The organism is Sphingomonas sp. Ell38C01, assembly GCF_055231975.1.
The window spans coordinates 3664151-3682473 of the sequence record NZ_JBUYVA010000001.1 but is presented as its reverse complement, the minus strand read 5'-3'; the positions used below and the strand labels follow the sequence as shown (position 1 = coordinate 3682473).

Sequence of the window (18323 nt, the reverse complement as noted above, 5' to 3'; positions counted from 1 at the left end):
TGCCCTTTCCTAGCATCAAGGCTATGGTCCCCTCCCACGGATTTTGCCGGCGTAGTGTGGTCGCATCTACGTTGCACATAGGCGGCTCGCCAGCCGATCGTTGCGCTATCTGAATTATCTGGTATGATGTTCAAATGAGAATTGAGCCAGATATTGATTTGGACGCGGATGCGACGCTTGGATACCGCGTTCCCGTCATCGAGAAGATGATGGAAATTCTGACGTTCCTGGAGGAGGAACCGCATAAAGAACCGCGGATTGCGCAGATCGTCGCGGAGACGAAATTGTCGCGCTCGACGGTTTATCGCATCCTGAACACTCTGGTTCATCACGGCCTTCTTTATCGTTCGCCGGAAGGAGGTTATCGGCTGGGTTTGCGGATCAAGGGCTTGGCCGCGTCCGTAACGATGGAAATGACGCTCGACGATCTGCTGGCGACTATTCGCCCTGTGTTGAAAAGCTTGTCGGAGCAGACGCGCGAGACGAGCAAGTTCACGATCCTGGACCAAGGGTTCGCCAAGGTCGTGGCGCTCGAGATCGGCACCGATCCGTTCGCGCCTACGTCGCGTCTGGGAAGTACGTTCGAGCTGCACGCGGGCGCCGCCTCGAAGCTGCTGCTGGCCCATGCGCCCGCGGCGCAGCGGAACGCCGTCCTTGGCGAGCCGCTCTCCCGTCACACGGACGCGACGATTGTCGACGCGGCGGTCCTCGAACGTGAATTGGCGCAAATCCGGGAAACGGGCATCAGCTTCGATCGTGGAGAATGGACGAGCAACGTCCACGCCGTGGCCGCGCCCGTACTGGGGCCGGGTGGTGCAGTCCTGGGCGCGCTGAGCGTCACCTTCTTCCCCAAGCCGCGCGAGGGGGAGTTCCTCGTCCCTATCATGCAGGTCCTGCGTGATACCGCCTCGGACGTTTCGGCGCGTTTGGCGCGTGGCGTCTCGCCCGTCCTGCCAGTTACCTCACCCCGCTAGACGGAAGAGGGGCATCGCGCGATGACACAAGGACGTGCAGCGGCCACGTCCCTTCCGCTGCCAGTTGGTCGAATGCGATCTGCTGCAACGCGACCGCGACCGCGGGATCGATGCCCAGTTCGTCCGCCGCCCGTTCGCCCCGGCCGAGCCAGCGGGGATCGTCCCGCGTCACGGCGCCGAACGTCACGAGGGCTTCGAGGTAATAGCCTTCGATGCTGCCGTGATAGTCGTCATATGCCCATAGATTTGCCTGGCCACGGGTCTTCCCGTCATAGGGATCGGGGTCCGCGACGCCGGTGGCGAAGCTGCGGTTCCACGCTTCTCCCACCGGCACCACGCCCATCAGCCCGGGGATCGCCGCCACCGCATCGTCGGCGGCGGCGCGAAGATCGAGCGCCATTCTGGCGATCGGCTGCCCATGCCAGCGGCCCGTCGCGGCATGGACGAGATCGGCCCGGCTCCATGTCGCCATGAGGTGGATCGCGACCTGTGGATTGCGCCCCCGGAACAGCCGCGTCAGATCCGCGACGCCCGCCTTGTATCGCGTCGTGTCACCCGGGCGCTCGCGGTCGAGCGTGCTGTATTCCTGTAGCACCACGACATCCCAGTGCCGGTCGATGACATCGCGGCGTTCGGCATGGTGGAAGGCGAGCGATTTTCCCCCGATGGTTTCCTGGGCGACCGCGTATCGCAACCCCCGTTGTTGCGCGAAGGCCGCGAACAATGCCGGCACCCCGCCCAGCCGCGTCCGGTTGAGGTCCTCGACACTGTCGGCGCGCCAGTTGCGCAGCGCCGAATGCGCGCCTTGCGTGAAGCTGTTGCCCACGAACAGGATCGTGCGCGATGCCGGCGTGGCATCCGGGCGCGGCACCGCCGCGGTGCGAGCCTGCGCGGCGAGGGGCAACGCGAGGAGCAAGAGCGCGAGGATGGACGTGGTCAGGTACGGCAACCTCATCGGCGTTTCTCCCACGCACCATTTAGCGACGCGAGCGGATAGGCGAGCAGTTCGCCCCGCTCGGCTTCGGTCACGACCAGTCCCAGAGGCCCGCCGGGATCGAAGGCGAGGTTGGTCGGCCGGGAACCGGGGGTCCGCAGGCAGACGCGCGTATTGCCGTCTTCGGTGACGGCATGGATCTCCCCGCGGCCATAAAGCGCGACGTACAGGACCCCATCCGGGCCAAAGGCCATCCCGTCCGGTCCGATCGGGATCGGCAGGCGGGCCCAGGGGCGGCGCGAGCGCCATGTCGCCGTCGCGCCATCCCACGCGCCGCGCCACAGCTGTCCCGTCAGCGTCTCCGCCACGATCAGCTCATCCCCGTCCGGCGTGAACGCAAGCCCGTTAGGAAAACACATCTCGTCCGCGAGCAGCGTCGTCTCCCCCGACGGATCGAGGCACCATATTTGGCCGTGCCGCTCGCCCGTCGGCAGGCCCGGGCAGGTGAAGACCAGCGTTCCGCCCGCATCGAAGGCGAGATCGTTGGGCCTGCGTAGCGGCGGATGATCTTGCGGCAGGACGATCGCGGGCGCCGCCGCGCCATCGAGCCGCCGTATCGATCCGGCGGCGTCGCAAAACCACGGTACGTCGCTGGACATCGTCAGGCCGTTCGGCTCGCCGCCGACGTCGAACCGCTCGATCCCGTACTGCCCGGAGCCATCGCTCGTCAGGCGCGCCAGCGCGCCGCCGCGCATTTCGACGCACCACAGACGGCCATCGGTCGCGAAGGCGGGGCCTTCGGGAAATCGAAGCCCTTGCGCGATGACGCGTGGCGCATCCTGCGCCGCGGCATCATCGCACAGCACGGCGCTGTGCCGCGACGGCCACGAGCAGCAGAATTCCGGCCGCCAGGAAAACGGCGGCGATCAGGACGAAGCCGCCGGTCAGTCCGTAATTCTCCTTCATCGCGCCCATCGTCCATGGCGCAACGGCGCCAAGCAGAAACCCTGACGAGATGAGCAGTCCGACGACCGTCGATCGCAGCCGGTCCTCCACCATGTCGATGATCGCGGCGAACAGATTGGCATCATACACCCCGCGCGCCACGCCGAAGCCAGCCAGCCCCACGAACATGACCAGCGGTGTCGTCGCGGCCGCGGCAAGGAGGATCCACGGCGTGCACGCGACCAGTCCCGCTCCCATCGTCATCAACCGGATCCGCGGCCAGCGCGAAACCAGGCGGTCGGTCAGCACGCCTGCGCCGAGCACGCCGACATACGCCGCCAGATAATGCCACAGAACGGCATGAAACCCCGCCGCGGTAATGCCATAGCCGAACCGTTCCCGCAAAAGCGTCGGCGTCCAGGTCAGAAAGCCGACCGTGCCGAACACCATCGCGCCGAACGCGACGAGCTGCACGATAAGCAGCGGGCGCGAGGCGATCAACCGGATCGCTTCGCCGAACGGCGCAACATTGAGACGGCTACGCGCCGCAGGTGCTGGCCCGGGCAATCCACCGCGCCGTGTCCGCCAGTGGAATATCGCCGCCCATATCAGACCGCCGATGCCATAGACCAGGAAGGTGACACGCCAGCCGTAATTCTCCGCGATCCATCCGCTCAACAGTGATCCCAGGACGATGCCCGAATAGTTCGCGGTCTGGTGGATCGACAAGGCGCGGGCGCGGGTCCGGTCGTGCGTTTCGCTGATGAGGGACGCGGCGGCCGGTGCATAAAAGGCCTCGCCGCCGCCGGTCGCTACCCCACGCAGCAGGATAAGTGCGATGAGCCCGGACGCGAAACCGGTAGCCAGCGTACCGAGACTGAACAGAACCAGGCTGAATACCACTATACGGCGACGGTCGAACAAGTCGCCCGCCAGCCCGGCGACCGGCACCAGCACGCCCAGTACGATCGTGAAGACGGTTGCGATCGCGCCGACAGCCTGGCTGGACAGGTCAAGATCGGCCTGGATAAGCGGCAGGACGACGTTGAAGACCTGTCGATCCGCCTGATTGAGGAAGAATGCCACCCAGAGCAGCCCGATGATGCCCCAATCGGCTTGGCCGCCATCGGCACGATCGGCCCCGTCATCACGCTTCGCATCGACCTTTGGATACATTGACCTTCACTCCCGCGGTCACTTTTGTGACTTGACCGAGTCCGTACCAGCATTCAATTTCAAAGCCTAGCGGTTCAAAAAGGAATAATGATCGCATTTGAATTGACTAAGTCGTGGTTCGGGTTATGGCGACCGTCACAATGCGGATCGATCGGCGATCCGGGCCTCGCCCACGTCGTCGATGGCCGGCAACGCACGGCGGTCGATCCACGGTGACGGGGTCAGGACGGCGTGTCCGGCCTCATGCAAGCGTTCGACGCGATGTGTTGTGAAGTATCGACCGACCGCAATCAAAGCGGCGTATCTTTTGGGGGAGTAAGTAAATGTCCAGTCGCAGCATCGCTCTTTGTCACTGGTCCGCAGGCGCCGGAGCACTGGCATTCGCGTTGGCCGCGCAGTCGGCGTTCGCGCAGACCGTCGATGCGCCTGCGGTCCAGCCCCCCGGCACCCCGCCTGGCACCATCCTGACGGAACCTGTCACGGGCGAGGGACCGGGCACGAGCGCCGGTGACGATATCGTCATCACAGGGTCGCGCATCCGGTCTCAGAACGTCGTGTCGGAGGCGCCGATCCAGTCGGTGGGCGAGGAGGCGATCGAACGCGCCGGCGTGACGCTCGCATCCGAGCTGCTGACCGATCTTCCCCAGTTCGGCAGCACCTTCGGCAATTCGAACCAGAATTCCAACACCGCCGCCGCCGGGTTCAATACGGGCGTCGAACTCGTCAACCTGCGAAACCTGGGCGTTCAGCGGACGCTGGTGCTGGTCAACAATCGCCGCCATGTCGGCGGGGACCCCGGGACGTCCTCGGTCGACCTCAATTCCATTCCCAGCTCGATGATCGCGCGAATCGATGTCGTCACCGGCGCGGCGTCGGCCGTCTATGGCGCCGACGCGGTCAGCGGCGTGGTCAACATCGTCCTGAAGGATGATGTGGACGGCCTGATGGTATCGGACCGTTCGGGCATTTCGAGCCGCGGCGATGGCGGGCAGCGGCAAGTCAGCGCGGTGCTGGGGGGCCGGTTCGCGGACGATCGCGGGCGTTTCACCATCGGGGCTGAATATAGCGACGACGACGGCGTGATTGCGGGCGACCGCGCCTATGGCCTCGCCGACGGCCTGAACAACCGTGTCGACCTGGCCGGCGGATCGACCGGCATTCCCGGCGGCACGATATCGGGCGGCGCCAACGGCACCTTCATCTTCGATCTCCAGAACCGGCTTGTCCGCGCCGCGGGGCAGCCGCTGACCGAGACGCGCTACCAGCGCGCGCCGGAGCGCAGCCAGCTTGCGGCCAACGAACGCTTTCTGGTGTCCGCCAATGGCCGCTATTCGCTGATCGAAGGAGACGGTCGCGCACCGCGCATGGAGGTCTATTTCGAAACCGGCTACGCCAACACCACGACCAATCTCCAGATCGAGCCGCAGGTCATCTTCTTCCAGGGGCTGCCGCGTCTGGGTACCGAGGCTGAATCGCCCGCCGACGCTCCTGCCATCCCCGCGAACAACCCCTTCCTCCTGCCGCTGATCCCCACCATCGGCGCGGTTCCCGCGACCGGGGTGCAGGTGCTTCGCCGAATCTCGGAGTCGGGCAACCGCAGCATCGACGTCGAGCGCGAGACGTTCCGGATCGTCGGGGGGGTGCGCGGCGAGCTTGCGCCAGGTGTCAACTACGACGTCTATTACCAGCACGGCACCGTGCGCGCGGTCCAGGAGGATACCGAGGTTCTCGATCGGTTCCGCCTGGCCGCGGCGCTGAACGTCGACAATAACGGCACGCCGACGATCCTGTCAGACGATCGTTGCGCCGATGCGCGCTTCCGCGCGCTCGGCTGCACCCCGCTGAACGTGTTCGGCATCAACTCCATATCGCCGGCGTTCCTGGCTTATGCACGAGTTCCGTCGGTGTCCGTGACGAAGGCGACGCAGGACGTCGTCTCGGGCTATGTCAGCGCCGACCTGTTCGCGCTTCCGGGCGGTGACGCCACCGTCGTGGGCGGCGCCGAATACCGCCGCGAATCAGTGCGGTACGATCCGGCAGCCTCCAACCTCGACCGGTCCAGCTCGGTCCGCTTCCTCGATGCATCCGACGGCAGCTACACCGTTACCGAGCAATTCGGGGAGGTTCGGCTGCCGCTGCTGCGCGATCTTCCGTTCTTCCGCGCGCTCAGTCTCGGGGGCGCCGCGCGCTACAGCGACTACAGCACCATCGGCACGGAGTTTACCTACAACGTCAGGGTCGACTGGATGGTGGACGACTGGCTACGCTTGCGCGGCACCACGGGTACGGCCGTCCGCGCGCCCAACATCAACGAACTGCGCGCACCACGCAGCCGGGCCAACAGCTCCGCCTTCGATCCGTGCGATCGCTTCACCGACGCCGGTGCTCCGATCACGCTGTCGGGCACGCGCGCCACGAATTGCAACGCCGCGCTCGGCGCGCTGGCCGCTACCCTGAACCAGAGCCAGATCCAGCGCGACACCGTGGCGTCGCAAAATTCGGGCAACCCCGATCTGACCGCGGAAAAGGCGCGTACCTACACCGGCGGCGTGGTCCTGACGCCGCAATCGTTCCTGCGCGGATTGTCGCTTTCGGCGGATTATTACCAGATCAAGATCGATCGGGTGATCTCGAACCTCAGCGTGCAGGACACCGTCAACCAATGCTACGATCAGGTCGGTCTGCCCGCCGTGTTCTGCGACCGGGTGGCGCGCGACCCGGTTAACGGTCAGCTGATCGGGGTCAACAACCAGTTGTTCAACGCCGCTACCGAGGAGGTCGCGGGCGTCGACGTCCAGCTCCTGTACGGGTTCGGCCTCGGCACGATCGGTGGAGCGCCGGCGCGGCTCAATCTGCGTGGCAGCTATGCCTTGTTGCTCAAGCACGATTTCATCGCCCGCGAAGGCGCCGCGGTCGACCGGCGTGTGTCGCAGGTCGGCGATGCGCGTCACCGCGTGCAGGGCGGCGCGACGATCGCGCTCGGGTCGGGGCGTTTCAGCTGGGATACCCGTTTCGTCTCCCGCAGCATTGCCGACACGACCGCGACGGGTGCCGCCGCGCTCAACAACGTGGTTCCGAAATATTTCATTCACGATGCGCAGTTCAGCGTCGACGCCGCGCGCAACCTCCGGCTCGATTTCGGTCTTCAGAACGTGTTCGACAGACAACCGCCGATCGTGACGAACCCGTCGCGTACGGTATCCGGTGGCACCGTCGCCGGTGGGGTGTACGACGTGCGCGGACGCTTCTTCTACGTTTCGGGCGTCGCGCGCTTTTAAGGACACCGGCGATGATCCCGACGATGCTTCTCACTCCACCGCACGACCGGCGCTGGGGCAACGCGCGGCAGATGGGGGTCACCCATGCGATCGCCAAGCTGGCGCCGGAGCTGACCGGGGATCTCGCCATCGACGATCCAGCGGCGCTGGATCGTCAGGTGGCGCGCTACCGGGCCGGCGGTCTTGAGATCGCCGGCCTGGAGGGCGATCAGTTCGACATGACCCGTATCAAGCTGGGTCTGCCGGGCCGAGACGAGGACATTGCCCGGTATCGCGCCATGCTCTCGAACATGGGCGCGTGTGGAATCGGGCTGCTCTGCTACAATTGGATGCCGCTGGGCTGGCTGCGCAATCGCTTCGACGTTCCCGCACGCGGCGGCGCGACCGTGACGGGATATCGCCACGACGTCGATGCGCAGGCGCGTTTCGACGCGGTCATCGACGCGGAGGCGCTCTGGGCCAACTACCGCTATTTCATCGCAGGTGTCGTCGATGCCGCGGAGGCGGCGGGCGTTGTCATGGGGCTGCATCCCGACGATCCGCCGCTCGCCACGATCGACGGGGTCGCGCGCATCTTCACCACGGTTGCAGGTGTGGACCGGGCCCTGGCGCTGTCCGACAGTCCGGCGCATCGGCTGACCTTTTGCCAGGGTACCTACAGCTTGATCGAGCCGGACCTGCCGGGGCTGGCGCGCCGCTGGGGGGAGGCGGGGCGGATCGCGTTCGTCCACGTCCGCGACCTGCGGGGCACTGCCGAGGACTTCGTGGAGACATTCCCCGACGATGGCCATACCGATATGGCGGCGATGTTCGCCACCTATCGCGCGGTCGGGTTCGACGGGTATATACGGCCCGATCACGCGCCTGACATGACGGCGGAGGCCGCGACCTTCAACGGCGGCACCAGCGTTGGCTACAGTGCCGAAGGCATGATTTTTACCATGGGCTATATGAAGGGCCTGCTGCACGCGGTAGCCCGCTCGTGACCGCCCTCGCGCTTGCCGGCCGGACCGCCCTTGTGACCGGGTCGAGCGACGGCATCGGCGCTGCGATAGCCGATGCGCTCACCCGGTGCGGCGCGCGCGTCATCCGGCACGGGCTCGAGCTAGCGCCGCCGCAGGGCATTGTAGCCGACGACTGGATCGACGGCGATCTGGCCCAACCCAATGGCGGCGCCATTCTGGCCGCGCGTGCGATGGCGCGGACACCGACGATCGACATCGTCGTCTCCACGGTCGCGATCCAGACCCGGGCGACCTTCGCCGAGGTCAGCGATCAGGATGTCGTGCGGATGTTGACCGTCAACATGGGCGCGGCCTTTGCGCTGATGCAGGCGCTGATCCCGCCGATGATGGCGCGCGGTTGGGGCCGGGTCGTGACGATCGGGAGTGTCCAGCAGCGCCGGCCGCGGCCCGACATGCCGATCTACGCTGCCACGAAGGCGGGGCAGGCGCACTTGGCCGCCAATCTGGCGCGGCAGGTCGCGTCGCGGGGGGTCACCGTCAACAACGTCGCCCCCGGCGTCGTCCTGACGGGCCGCAACGCCGAGGCGCTGGCCGATCCTGCATATCGTGCGAGCGTCTTGACCGAGATACCGGCGGGCCGCCTGGGCGGGGTCGAGGAGGTCGCCTCGCTGGTGTCGTTCCTTTGTTCGCCTGCGGCCGATTATATCACGGGTCAGGATATCGCGGTCGACGGCGGCATGGGCGCGTGATGTCCCGGCGGTGCGCACCCTGTTCGATCGCTTGTGCCGCTGCGCTGCTGACGCTGCCCGCGCCAGGCATGGCGCACATGGCGCCGCCTCCGCCGCCCGCGCTGGTTTCGGTTGCGCAGACGCTGACCGCGCCGGATGCGCGCAATCCTGCACTGGCCATGTTGCCGGGGGGCATCGCCGTCACGCAGTCCGACCTGCTGCGCTGGATCGATGACAGCGGGGGATCACCGCGAGACTTCGACACGGCCGATGCCGAAACCCGGACGGAGATGCTCTGCGGCTTTGTCGACGACCTCGACCTGGGCACCGAGCAACTGGCGATGACGCGGCCGATCGCACTGGACGTGGATCGCGCCGCCCTGTGGCGTGAAACGCTGATCCGGGCGGCGTATCGCGATCTCGTCGATCCCGCGATTGCTGACGACAGCCTGCGGACGCCGGCGGTCCGGATCGCCCGCCTCCAGACGGCGATGGCCCCGATCGGTCCGCGACCGTCCAACGTTCCGGTCGACCGTTTCGCCGCCGACCCCAGGCTTGATCCGGCGCTGGTGCGCCATGCCATCGCCAATGGTTTCGCGACCCGTACGACAATGGCGGACCGATACCGCCGCGCATTGTTCACCCGGCTGGCGCAAGCCCGCAAGGCGGCGAAAGTGTCCGCCGCCGCCGAGCGATACGCGCGCGATCCAACGGTCGAGATCGACGCCGGCCGAAGTGTTCGCATCGGCGCGCGCCCGGCCTGTCTGCCGGATGGGCAGCCCGTACTGACCTTCGTGGCAGCGCAGCGAGCCGGTGCGCAAAGGGCGTTCCTTGATCGGTCGGTCACGCTGGACATTCGCCGCCGATCGCGAAGCACCATCATCCAAAACGCCGGGCCGCCCCCGCAATGACCAACTTCCAGGAGGAACCATGAGGTATTTTCTAGCGGCTTGCGCGCTCGCCCTCCTGCCCGGCACGGCGGCGACGGCGCAGATATCCGATTACAAGAGCCTGTCGGCAATACGGTCGCGGTTCCCCACCGACGGTTTCGCCAATGTCCAGATCTTCTCGACCACGGGCTGGTCGACGCTGGATGTCACATCGGCGGCCGATGTCGGGGCGGCCAACGTCATTACCCCGAACACGTCCTCGATCGATGCGGCGGCGCGGATCGAGGCGATCGTCGCGGCAACCTCGGGCAATCGCATCCTGCAGTTTCCGGCCGGCGCCTTCTATCTCTACAGCCACCTTTCCGTCACCGAATCCAACGTCCTACTTCAGGGTGCCGGCGTCGGCGCCACGCGCTTTTTGATAAAGACCGAGGATATCGAGAACGGTGAGGTATCGTTTTCGGGGCCCGGGATCGGCGCGGAGGTCGATGTCGTCGGTCTTCCCCAACGTGGCGACAACACCGTGACGCTCGCAAGCGCCGCGGGCCTGACGCTTGGCAGCATCGTCCACCTCTATGACAAGTCCTTCGGGCCGCATCTTGGCACCTATACCTATGGACAGATGGGAGAGATCATCTCCATCTCGGGAAACAAGATTGTTGTGTCGCCCAGCATCGACCTCGACATGGTCAGCGATCCGAAGATCAAGCCCGTATCGGTGATCCGCAACGTCGGGATTCGCGGGATTTCGGTCTATCGCGATCGTGCCGCCGATGCGGCTGGAACCCACAATATCAAATTTGCCTTCGTCAAGAACGGGATGGCCCGCGAGGTTGAAAGCTCCTGGCTGGAACGGGGCGGTATCGCGAGCCTCTGGTCAATGGACGTCGTCGTCATCAGCAGTTTCATCCACGACGCCTATGCCTATGGCGGCGGTGGCCAGGCATACGGGATCACGATCACCGGCAACGCCACCCGGAACCGCGTGACGGACAACAAGGTCTGGAATATGCGGCATCATTTCATCCTGTCGAACGGCGCGAACCATAGCGTCGTCTCGCTGAATTCCGCCGAACCCGCCTTCAACGGCGGATACGGATCACTCGATACGCATGGCTTCACCGTCCACAATTCCCTGTTCGAGTCCAATATGGGCGTGGACCTGGACTTCGATGGCCGCTCGGACCCCAATGCCGAACAGTATCAGGGACTGTGGAACGTGGCATTTCGCAACAATCTGCAGAATTATAGCGGAAGCGAGTTGCGTATTGCGGGGCCGGTCGAAGCGGGAAACTTTCCCCATGTCAGCCCCACGATTATCGGAAATTTGACCGACGCGATGCCGATTTCGCCGACGACCCAAGATCTATGGGTCGGGGCCAACAAGATCGGCTCGACCGTGGCATATGGTCAGGCGTCCGCAAGCTGGACCTACCCGGCTTCTCTCTACACCACCACGAAACCTCCCTATTTCGGATCGCGGCCGTGGCCCCTGTTCGGCCCCGGCGTCACCGTCGGCGGCACGTTCGGCGTGGGCAACAACCTTCCCGCGCTCGACCGAGCTAAGCCTCCGACCTACCCATAAGGCACAGGCCCCTGTCGCCGGCGGTCGTCACAAGACCCGCCCGGCACCTTTCTATGGCCCGGCCGGTAATTTGAATTCGCGACCGGCACCGTCGGTCGCCACGCTGCGCAAACGGACTCGCCCAACAGATGCCGGGCGCGCTGCCTTGCCTCGTCATCAGCACAGCGCCGCCAAGGCTGCGGCATAAAGGGATTGCGCGATGTTGCCGGTAAAGCTCATGCGAAGCCGTGTGGAGACGGTGTCCCGTCTTCCCGGTCTGGTCGCATTCTGGTCGTTCGCGGACACCGAGAATTGCGACATTGTGTCGCGGTGCGATGCATCGCTGGACATCACTCCGCTGCCGTTCCTGTTGGGGCAGGTGGGAGACGACACTGCCTATCCGATTTCGCGATGGCCCTATGACGGCGCCGCCCGTTTGCTGTTTCCAGACGCCGGTCATTTCGGCCGATCGATCAGGCTGAACCAAGGGCACCTGTTCGGGATCCTTCCGCGCGAAATGTTCGAGGGGTCGCTGCTCGACATCAATCGCCGGCAGGCATTCACGATGGTGGCGTGGCTGCGCTTCACCGGGGCGCGGCACCTGATCGGCGGAATATGGGATGAAGGCGGATGGGATCGATATGGCGGTCGTCGGCAGGTGGCGCTGTTTGGCGGGCTTTTCGAACAACCCGGCGTCATCGCGCATGTGTCGGCCACCGGCGCTGCCTGTTACCCGCAATCGACCGCCGAAGGTGCGCAATATGCCAGGACCCGTGCGATCGACGGGGCCGCGATCGAAACCGGCGAGTGGGTATCGGTTGCGATGACGTTCGACCCGGCGTCGGACGAGGTGACGGCGTACAAGAACGGCGTTGCTTCCGTCATGTCGCTTACCGACCCGGTCATGGCCGACGCGCTGGGTATCAACGAGGCCTTGCCGGCGAATCCGATCCGGTTTCCGGACAAGATATTCCATCCGGACTCCACCCTGCTGAAATTCTCCGGTTTCGATTACAAGGACGGGACGGTCGCTGAGCACCGACTGGCGATAGATTTCGGCGCGGGCTTCCTCGAGTATCAGCAGATCGGCAGGGAGGGTCTGCTCGACTTTCGCGTGAGAGGCTGCGTGACGGCGGGCGATACCGCGGCGTTTGAGGTCGACAGGAACGAGCCGATCGTAATCTTCAAGCCTGCTTCGGAAGGCCATGTCGCCGCATCGCTGGAGGTGCGGACCCAGAAGGGCTGGAGTCGGATCGCAAATGATCTGTCCTACACGACACGGGCGGGCGCGCCGTTCACGTTCGGGCGTGCGCCGGGGGTAGGCGACCACGGGCTGGATTTCGGATCCCAGATCGACCTTTCGGGATTTGCTGTTTTCAACCGGACGCTCTCATCGGCCGAGTTGGCTAGGATCGCTTTTCCTGGCTGACGAGCTTCGTCGGATGCTATTGCCCTGGCCATCTTCACGTACGCCTGGATTTAGCTGAGGACATTTCGCGGAACGGTCGGGTCGCCAGCCTGATTGACGTCTTCGGCCCTTGCCTGCTGGGCCAGCAGGAGCGCTCCCAATATGCCGGATGGCACTGTCAGACCAAGTGCACCGATCGTTTAGGGCAGGGGGGGATAGGGCGCGCAGATGCCTCGCCCGCGCAAACCTGACAGCCCGTTTCGCTACTTCAACTCGTCGGCCGAGGTGATCCGGCTGGTGGTGCTGATGTACGTGCGCTTCCCGCTGTCGCTGCGCAATTTGGAGGATCTGCTGTTCGAGCGCGGGATCGACATCTGCCAAGAGACGGTACGGATGTGGTGGAACCGGTCCGGTCCGCTGTTCGCAGGCGACATCCGCCGCCGCGGGCGAGCCGGGTGCTGGGTTTCCGGCACTGGCGCTGGCACATGGACGAGATGTACGTGAAGCCGAACGGCGAGATGGTGTATCTCTGGCGTGCGGTCGATCATGAGGGTGAGATCCTCGAAAGCTACATCACCAGGACCCGTGACAAGGACGCAGCGTTCACCTTCATGAAGAAGGCGCTCAAGCGCCACGGCACGCCAAACAAGGTCACCACCGATGGCCTTCGCTCGTACCGCGCGGCGATGAAGGACCTGGGCAATGCCGAGAAGCAGGAGGTCGGTCGCTGGGCCAACAACCGGGTGGAGAACTCCCACCTGCCGTTCCGACGACGAGAACGAGCGATGCAGCGTTTTCGGCGGATGAAGACGCTCCAGAAGTTCGCCTCGGTACATGCCAACGTCCACAACCATTTCAGCCTGGAACGCCATCTCGTCGACCGACAGACCTACAAGGAACGACGCTCAGCCGCGCTGGCCGAGTGGCAGATCCTCGCCAGCTAGACCGCTGTACCCAAAGCCCGAAACGCATCCTGTGGAGAGCGGTTCGCGTTAGACTGACAGCACCCACCAATGATCTGATCCTCGGTAAATCGGCCTCGCCGCATCACTCGTCTCCATCTGACGAGCTAACTTACCAATGGCATGAATTCTGGGGAGCAGGTCAGCGGCTATGACCAGGACTGATCGGAATCCGTTCTAGTGGCTCTTAGTTGGTACGTTACGAGCGGTCAGCAACGTTCCAATTATGGTCGTTTAGAGGCCAGACCCACAATCTTCAAAGCTGCCATTTCGCCGCAACCTCGGACTGGGCTCGAAAGGAGCGCTCTTCCCAAGCGTGACCAGGATATGTCACCCGACTAGCGGGGCATCGAGCTCGGTCATGGACTTGCAGATATGCTGGACCAACAGCACCGCTGGCGCGGGCAGCGTGCGGCCGTTGGCGGTGATCAGCGAGAAGACCGACAGCGGGATTTTGAAGCCCTTGAGCGGGATGAAGCGCATCGTCCCGGCCTCGATTTCCTTGATCACGTCGATCCGCGTTAGCATGGCGATGCTGTTGTCGTCCTCGACCAGACGCTTCATCAGCCCAATATTGTTGACCGAGATCGAGAAGCGCTCCTTGCCGCCGACGGTCTTGGCCCAGGCTTGGTCAAAGATTGCACGCAGGCGGAAGCCCTCGACCGGAATGACCAGAGGGTAATCGGCGCAATCGGCGAGCTCGAGCTCTTCGGCATCGGCCAAAGGATGCGCCGACGATACCACTGCCCCGATCTGGAAGATCAACGCGCGCTCTATGCGCAGCGCGTGCGAATTGGGCGGATTGAAGGTCAGCCCAATATCGGCGTCGCCGCTTAGCACCATGTCGATGATCGACCCCGAGGTGTTGACGCGCATGCCAAACGAGATGCCGGGATAATCGAGCTTGAACGACTTGATGCTGCGCGCGAGGAAATCGACGCTGCTTTCGGCCAGCGCGATCGAGACTTCGCCGCGCTTGAGACCCTGGAGGTCATCGATCTGTGCCTTGACGTTCTTGAGGTCACGCTGCCAGCGGCGGATCGCATCGACCAGCACTTCGCCGGCCGCGGTCAGCCGCAGCCCTTGCGGCCTGCGTTCGAACAGCGGCACGCCGAGTTCTTCTTCCATCTTGAGGATATGACGATCGACCGCCGAGGGCGCGATATGGAGGCGTTCGGACGCGCGGCGGATCGAGCCGGACCGCGCGACCTCTTCGAAATAGCGGGTGAACCGCGAGAACATGATCATCTCCAGGCGCCCGGCCGGCGATCGGGCGCCTAGAAACGTCTAGCGGTCGCACCGATCCACGAACAAGTCACTTTGGTTGCAAGTCTCAGAACTTCACGGTCGCGCCGACAAAGGCGTAGCGGCCGAGCGGATCATACATGCCGGCATAGAAGCTGCCGTTCGAGGTCTGGCCGCCGAGGCTGGCGGTGACCGGCGGGTCGATGTCAAAGGCATTGTTGACGCCGGCGCGCAGGGTGAACTGGTCGATCGTGACGCTGCCGGCGAAGTCGAAATAGTCGATCGTGGGCAACGTACCGTCATAGGCGCGATAGGTGGCGGCGAGGAACGGGCTGGTGCTCGACTTGTCGTTATGCGTGCGGGCGATGTGCCGCCAGGTTGCCGAAAGCTGGAGGTTGGATGGCGACGTCCAGCTCAGCCGCGCGCGGTGGCGCCATTCGGGGATCGGCTGGCCGCACGTCGCGCCGAACAAGCCGGCGCAATCGTACGAGCCGAGATTGGGCAGGCTCTGGACGCGGTACTTATTGGTATAGGTGCCGGCGAAGGCGAGATCGATGCGGCCGGGATCGCCACCGAACACGTCGCCGAGTTGCTGGCGGTAATTGACCGAGACATCGACGCCGGAAGTTGCCAGCGAGCCGGTATTGAGGCTGGTGCTTGAGACATAGACGCCCGGTGCCTGGAGCAGCGAGCCCGAGGCCGGATCGCGGTGGATCAGCCCGCAGAAATAAGCGGCGCCGGTGGTGATGCATTGCGCCAGGGACAGGTTGATCGGGATCGTGCCGATCAGATCCTTCACCTTGATGTTGTAATAATCGACCGAGATCGACAGCCGCGGCAGGAAGCCCGGGGTGAGCTGGAAGCCGACCGACCTGGTGTTCGAGGTTTCTGGGCTGAGATTGGGATTGCCGCCAATCAGCGTCCCGAGCGCCTGGCCGTTGGAAGGGGGCAGCGTGCCGTATTGCGCCGCGGTCAACCCGGTGCGCTGGCACGCCGCCAGCGAGTTGACCGGGGTCGTACCTTCGCACGGATCGAGCACGGTGAAGATCGACTGGCGCTGCGGCGCGAACAATTCGATCAGGTTGGGCGCGCGTACCGCGCGTTGATAGCTGGCGCGGATGCGGAAGCCGGAGACCGGCGCCCAGTCGCCACCGATCTTGTACGAGGTGTTGCCGCCCGAATTGGTATAATCCGAATAGCGGATGCCGCCTTCGAGCGAAAGTGAGTGGAACAACGTCACGTCATCGATCAGCGGGACGCGGATTTCGCCGTAGACCTCCTTGACGGTGTATTTGCCCGAGATCGGCAGCTTCTTGCCTGCCGCCGAAAGGTTGCCCGATTGCCATGCCGCGTCCGGCGACAGGCCCAAGGCTTCCTCGCGGTATTCGGCGCCGACCGCGACGGCGAGATTGGATTTGGCGAACGGGCTGGCGAAGCCGAGATCGCCGCTCACCGAGCTGCTGATGACGGTCTCGCGGGTGAAGCCGGTTTCGTCGGCGGGGACCTGCACATAGTTCAGCGCCTGCTGGGTGATGCCGCCTACCGCGAAGATGTTGAATGGCACGCAGGCGAGGTCGGTGCCGGAAATCACCGACTTGCAGGTCGGTGCGCCGCCGGGGCCGGCGACGACCTGGAGCGCGTTGCGGACGCGGTCGAGCGAATAATCGTTGACGTAATGCGAGCGGTAGTCGGTGCGGCCATACTGGGCGTAGACGTCGTAGGTCCAGTTGGGCGCGAACTCGCCGCGGGCGCCGACGATGCCACGATAGGCGCGGTGGCGGACATAATCGAAGCGCGAGCCGCCGGTGACGTTGCGGTTGCCGAGCGCGACGCTGGCATTGGCGGCGCCGACAAGCCCGACCGAGGTGCAAATCAGAGTGCGCTCCTGCGCCGACATCAGCGGGTTGTCGCAATTAAGCGAGAAGACCGTCGAAAAGGTCGCGGTCGGCGAAATCTTGATGTTGGCCTGGTCGTTCATGAACATCGCGTCAGCGTAGAGATCGAGCGCCCGCGACACTTTGAAATGCGCCATGATCCCGGCATTGTAGCGCTCGTCGGGCGCCTGCAGGTCGTAGGTGGGCCCGATATTATAGCCGTCCGCGGTGGCATAGGTGCGCAGCGTGTTGCCGGTCGCCGAATCGAGGATGTAGTTGCCGCGGCCGATGCCGGCGTTGGTGCGCAACTGAAACTGGGTCGGGCTGGTCGAGCCCGACAGCGCGCAGCTATAGGCGGTGACGCCGGCGGTGAGGCCGCAGATTGTATAGTCGCGGTCGCCGGTGCTGACGCCCTCGATCTTGCGATAGCTGCCATAGGCAGTGACGTTGCCGCGGCCGGCGGCGAAATTCTTGCCGAGCGTCAGCGACAGGCTCGACTGGCCGCCATCGGCGGTCCGGCCACTCGGTGCGGGTGAGCCGGCCAAGGCGGCGACGCTACGGATCGGATTATCGTTGTTGTGGAGGAACAGGCCGTATTGCCCGTCGAGCTGCACGCCCTCGAAATTGCGCTTCATGATGAAGTTGACGACGCCCGCGATCGCGTCCGAGCCATAGACCGCCGAGGCGCCGCCGGTGACGACGTCGATGCGCTGAACGAGCGTGGCGGGGACGTTGTTGATGTCGGGCGCCTGCGCCGAGACGCGATCGGGATCGCCCGGCATCAGTCGGCGCCCGTCGATCAGCACCAGGGTGCGCTGGTTGCCTAGGTTGCGCAGATTGATCGTCGCGGTGCCACTGGCGCCGGTGCCGCCGCCGCGGTTGCTGCCGCCCTGGTCGGCAAAGGCCTGGGGCAAAGTGTTGATCAGTTCCTCGACGCGCGTTGCGCCGCGCACGGTGAGGTCTTCCCCAGAGACGGTATTGACCGGGCTAATGCTGGTGTTGTTGGGATTGCGGATGCGCGATCCGGTGACGACGATGGTTTCCTCGGGCGCGGGTGCCACGGATTTGTCGGTCTGGGCCGTAGGATCCGCGGGGGTCTGCTGCGCCAGCGCCGGCGCGGCAAACAGCGAAGCGAGGACGAAGGGCAGTCTGGAGACGCCCTTGATGCGGTTTGACCTGGCCGAGCTCGGCGCTGTGTCGGCGGCGTGAATCATCTCCGGTGATGCGATTGGCTGCTGCATGTGCGACACAGTAATTCCCCCATTAGGTCAGACGGTTATCTGGCCATCTCCCGGCTTAATGAGATCATGATGCGCAGCGGAATTGTCACATTCCAGCGCCGAATATGCTTCGTGCGGTCCTCATTTCGAGAACGGCAGG

The 18323-nt window shown here is 64.6% G+C and carries 12 protein-coding genes and 1 pseudogene; 8 read left to right on the top strand and 5 right to left on the bottom strand.

Going from position 1 to position 18323, the window contains the following annotated elements; translation table 11 throughout:
- Positions 1-158: 158 nt before the first annotated feature.
- Positions 159-974: an IclR family transcriptional regulator gene (locus ACV7NO_RS17335; RefSeq protein WP_463407193.1), complete on the top strand. Its 816-nt coding sequence runs from the start codon at positions 159-161 to the stop codon at positions 972-974.
- Here ACV7NO_RS17335 and ACV7NO_RS17330 read toward each other — a convergent pair.
- From ACV7NO_RS17330 to ACV7NO_RS17320, 3 genes are read right to left on the bottom strand one after another with little or no spacing between them, the layout of a single operon-like run.
- Positions 958-1929, bottom strand: coding sequence for a PEP-CTERM sorting domain-containing protein (locus ACV7NO_RS17330; RefSeq protein ID WP_463407192.1), 972 nt, complete (start codon positions 1927-1929; stop codon positions 958-960). The two genes, ACV7NO_RS17335 and ACV7NO_RS17330, sit on opposite strands and share 17 nt — an antisense overlap.
- The gene (locus ACV7NO_RS17325; protein WP_463407191.1) at positions 1926-2774 is read right to left on the bottom strand and encodes an SMP-30/gluconolactonase/LRE family protein; all 849 of its coding nucleotides are present in this window, start codon (positions 2772-2774) and stop codon (positions 1926-1928) included. Before ACV7NO_RS17325 ends, ACV7NO_RS17330 begins: the two co-directional genes overlap by 4 nt.
- Positions 2761-4029 (bottom strand): MFS transporter, encoded by a 1269-nt coding sequence (locus tag ACV7NO_RS17320; RefSeq protein WP_463407190.1) that lies wholly within the window; start codon positions 4027-4029, stop codon positions 2761-2763. Before ACV7NO_RS17320 ends, ACV7NO_RS17325 begins: the two co-directional genes overlap by 14 nt.
- A 323-nt stretch (positions 4030-4352) precedes the next feature.
- Here ACV7NO_RS17320 and ACV7NO_RS17315 point away from each other — a divergent pair, with 323 nt between their 5' ends.
- From ACV7NO_RS17315 to ACV7NO_RS17285, 7 genes and pseudogenes are all read left to right on the top strand, one after another.
- Positions 4353-7307: a TonB-dependent receptor plug domain-containing protein gene (locus ACV7NO_RS17315; RefSeq protein WP_463407189.1), complete on the top strand. Its 2955-nt coding sequence runs from the start codon at positions 4353-4355 to the stop codon at positions 7305-7307.
- An 11-nt stretch (positions 7308-7318) separates the two neighbouring features.
- Complete coding sequence (locus ACV7NO_RS17310) at positions 7319-8293, top strand: mannonate dehydratase (protein WP_463407188.1); 975 nt, start codon at positions 7319-7321, stop codon at positions 8291-8293.
- The gene (locus ACV7NO_RS17305) at positions 8290-9021 is read left to right on the top strand and encodes an SDR family NAD(P)-dependent oxidoreductase (protein WP_463407187.1); all 732 of its coding nucleotides are present in this window, start codon (positions 8290-8292) and stop codon (positions 9019-9021) included. Before ACV7NO_RS17310 ends, ACV7NO_RS17305 begins: the two co-directional genes overlap by 4 nt.
- 68 nt (positions 9022-9089) lie before the next feature.
- The gene (locus ACV7NO_RS17300; protein WP_463407186.1) at positions 9090-9911 is read left to right on the top strand and encodes a hypothetical protein; all 822 of its coding nucleotides are present in this window, start codon (positions 9090-9092) and stop codon (positions 9909-9911) included.
- Positions 9912-9930: 19 nt separating this feature from the next.
- A complete protein-coding gene (locus tag ACV7NO_RS17295; protein WP_463407185.1) occupies positions 9931-11475 on the top strand; it encodes a hypothetical protein in 1545 nt (514 codons plus the stop codon).
- 238 nt (positions 11476-11713) lie between these two features.
- Complete coding sequence (locus tag ACV7NO_RS17290) at positions 11714-12883, top strand: hypothetical protein (protein ID WP_463407184.1); 1170 nt, start codon at positions 11714-11716, stop codon at positions 12881-12883.
- Between the two features lie 207 nt (positions 12884-13090).
- Positions 13091-13806 (top strand): annotated as a pseudogene (locus tag ACV7NO_RS17285) (IS6 family transposase).
- 348 nt (positions 13807-14154) lie between these two features.
- On the opposite strand, the gene ACV7NO_RS17280 reads toward ACV7NO_RS17285, so the two are convergent.
- Both ACV7NO_RS17280 and ACV7NO_RS17275 read right to left on the bottom strand, forming a co-directional pair.
- Positions 14155-15072 carry a LysR family transcriptional regulator gene (locus tag ACV7NO_RS17280; RefSeq protein ID WP_463407183.1) on the bottom strand — a complete coding sequence of 306 codons (918 nt, stop codon included), beginning with the start codon at positions 15070-15072 and terminating at the stop codon, positions 14155-14157.
- 85 nt (positions 15073-15157) lie between these two features.
- Positions 15158-18157 (bottom strand): TonB-dependent receptor plug domain-containing protein, encoded by a 3000-nt coding sequence (locus ACV7NO_RS17275; protein ID WP_463407182.1) that lies wholly within the window; start codon positions 18155-18157, stop codon positions 15158-15160.
- Between the last annotated feature and the right edge of the window lie 166 nt (positions 18158-18323).

What these genes read in the sequence shown, in the direction of transcription:
- ACV7NO_RS17310 (WP_463407188.1), top strand. Translation starts at nt 7,319, where the DNA reads ATGATCCCGACGATGCTTCTCACTCCACCGCACGACCGGCGCTGGGGC.
- ACV7NO_RS17330 (WP_463407192.1), bottom strand. Translation starts at nt 1,929, where the DNA reads ATGAGGTTGCCGTACCTGACCACGTCCATCCTCGCGCTCTTGCTCCTC.
- ACV7NO_RS17315 (WP_463407189.1), top strand. Translation starts at nt 4,353, where the DNA reads ATGTCCAGTCGCAGCATCGCTCTTTGTCACTGGTCCGCAGGCGCCGGA.
- ACV7NO_RS17280 (WP_463407183.1), bottom strand. Translation starts at nt 15,072, where the DNA reads ATGATCATGTTCTCGCGGTTCACCCGCTATTTCGAAGAGGTCGCGCGG.
- ACV7NO_RS17295 (WP_463407185.1), top strand. Translation starts at nt 9,931, where the DNA reads ATGAGGTATTTTCTAGCGGCTTGCGCGCTCGCCCTCCTGCCCGGCACG.
- ACV7NO_RS17320 (WP_463407190.1), bottom strand. Translation starts at nt 4,029, where the DNA reads ATGTATCCAAAGGTCGATGCGAAGCGTGATGACGGGGCCGATCGTGCC.
- ACV7NO_RS17300 (WP_463407186.1), top strand. Translation starts at nt 9,090, where the DNA reads ATGGCGCACATGGCGCCGCCTCCGCCGCCCGCGCTGGTTTCGGTTGCG.
- ACV7NO_RS17275 (WP_463407182.1), bottom strand. Translation starts at nt 18,157, where the DNA reads ATGATTCACGCCGCCGACACAGCGCCGAGCTCGGCCAGGTCAAACCGC.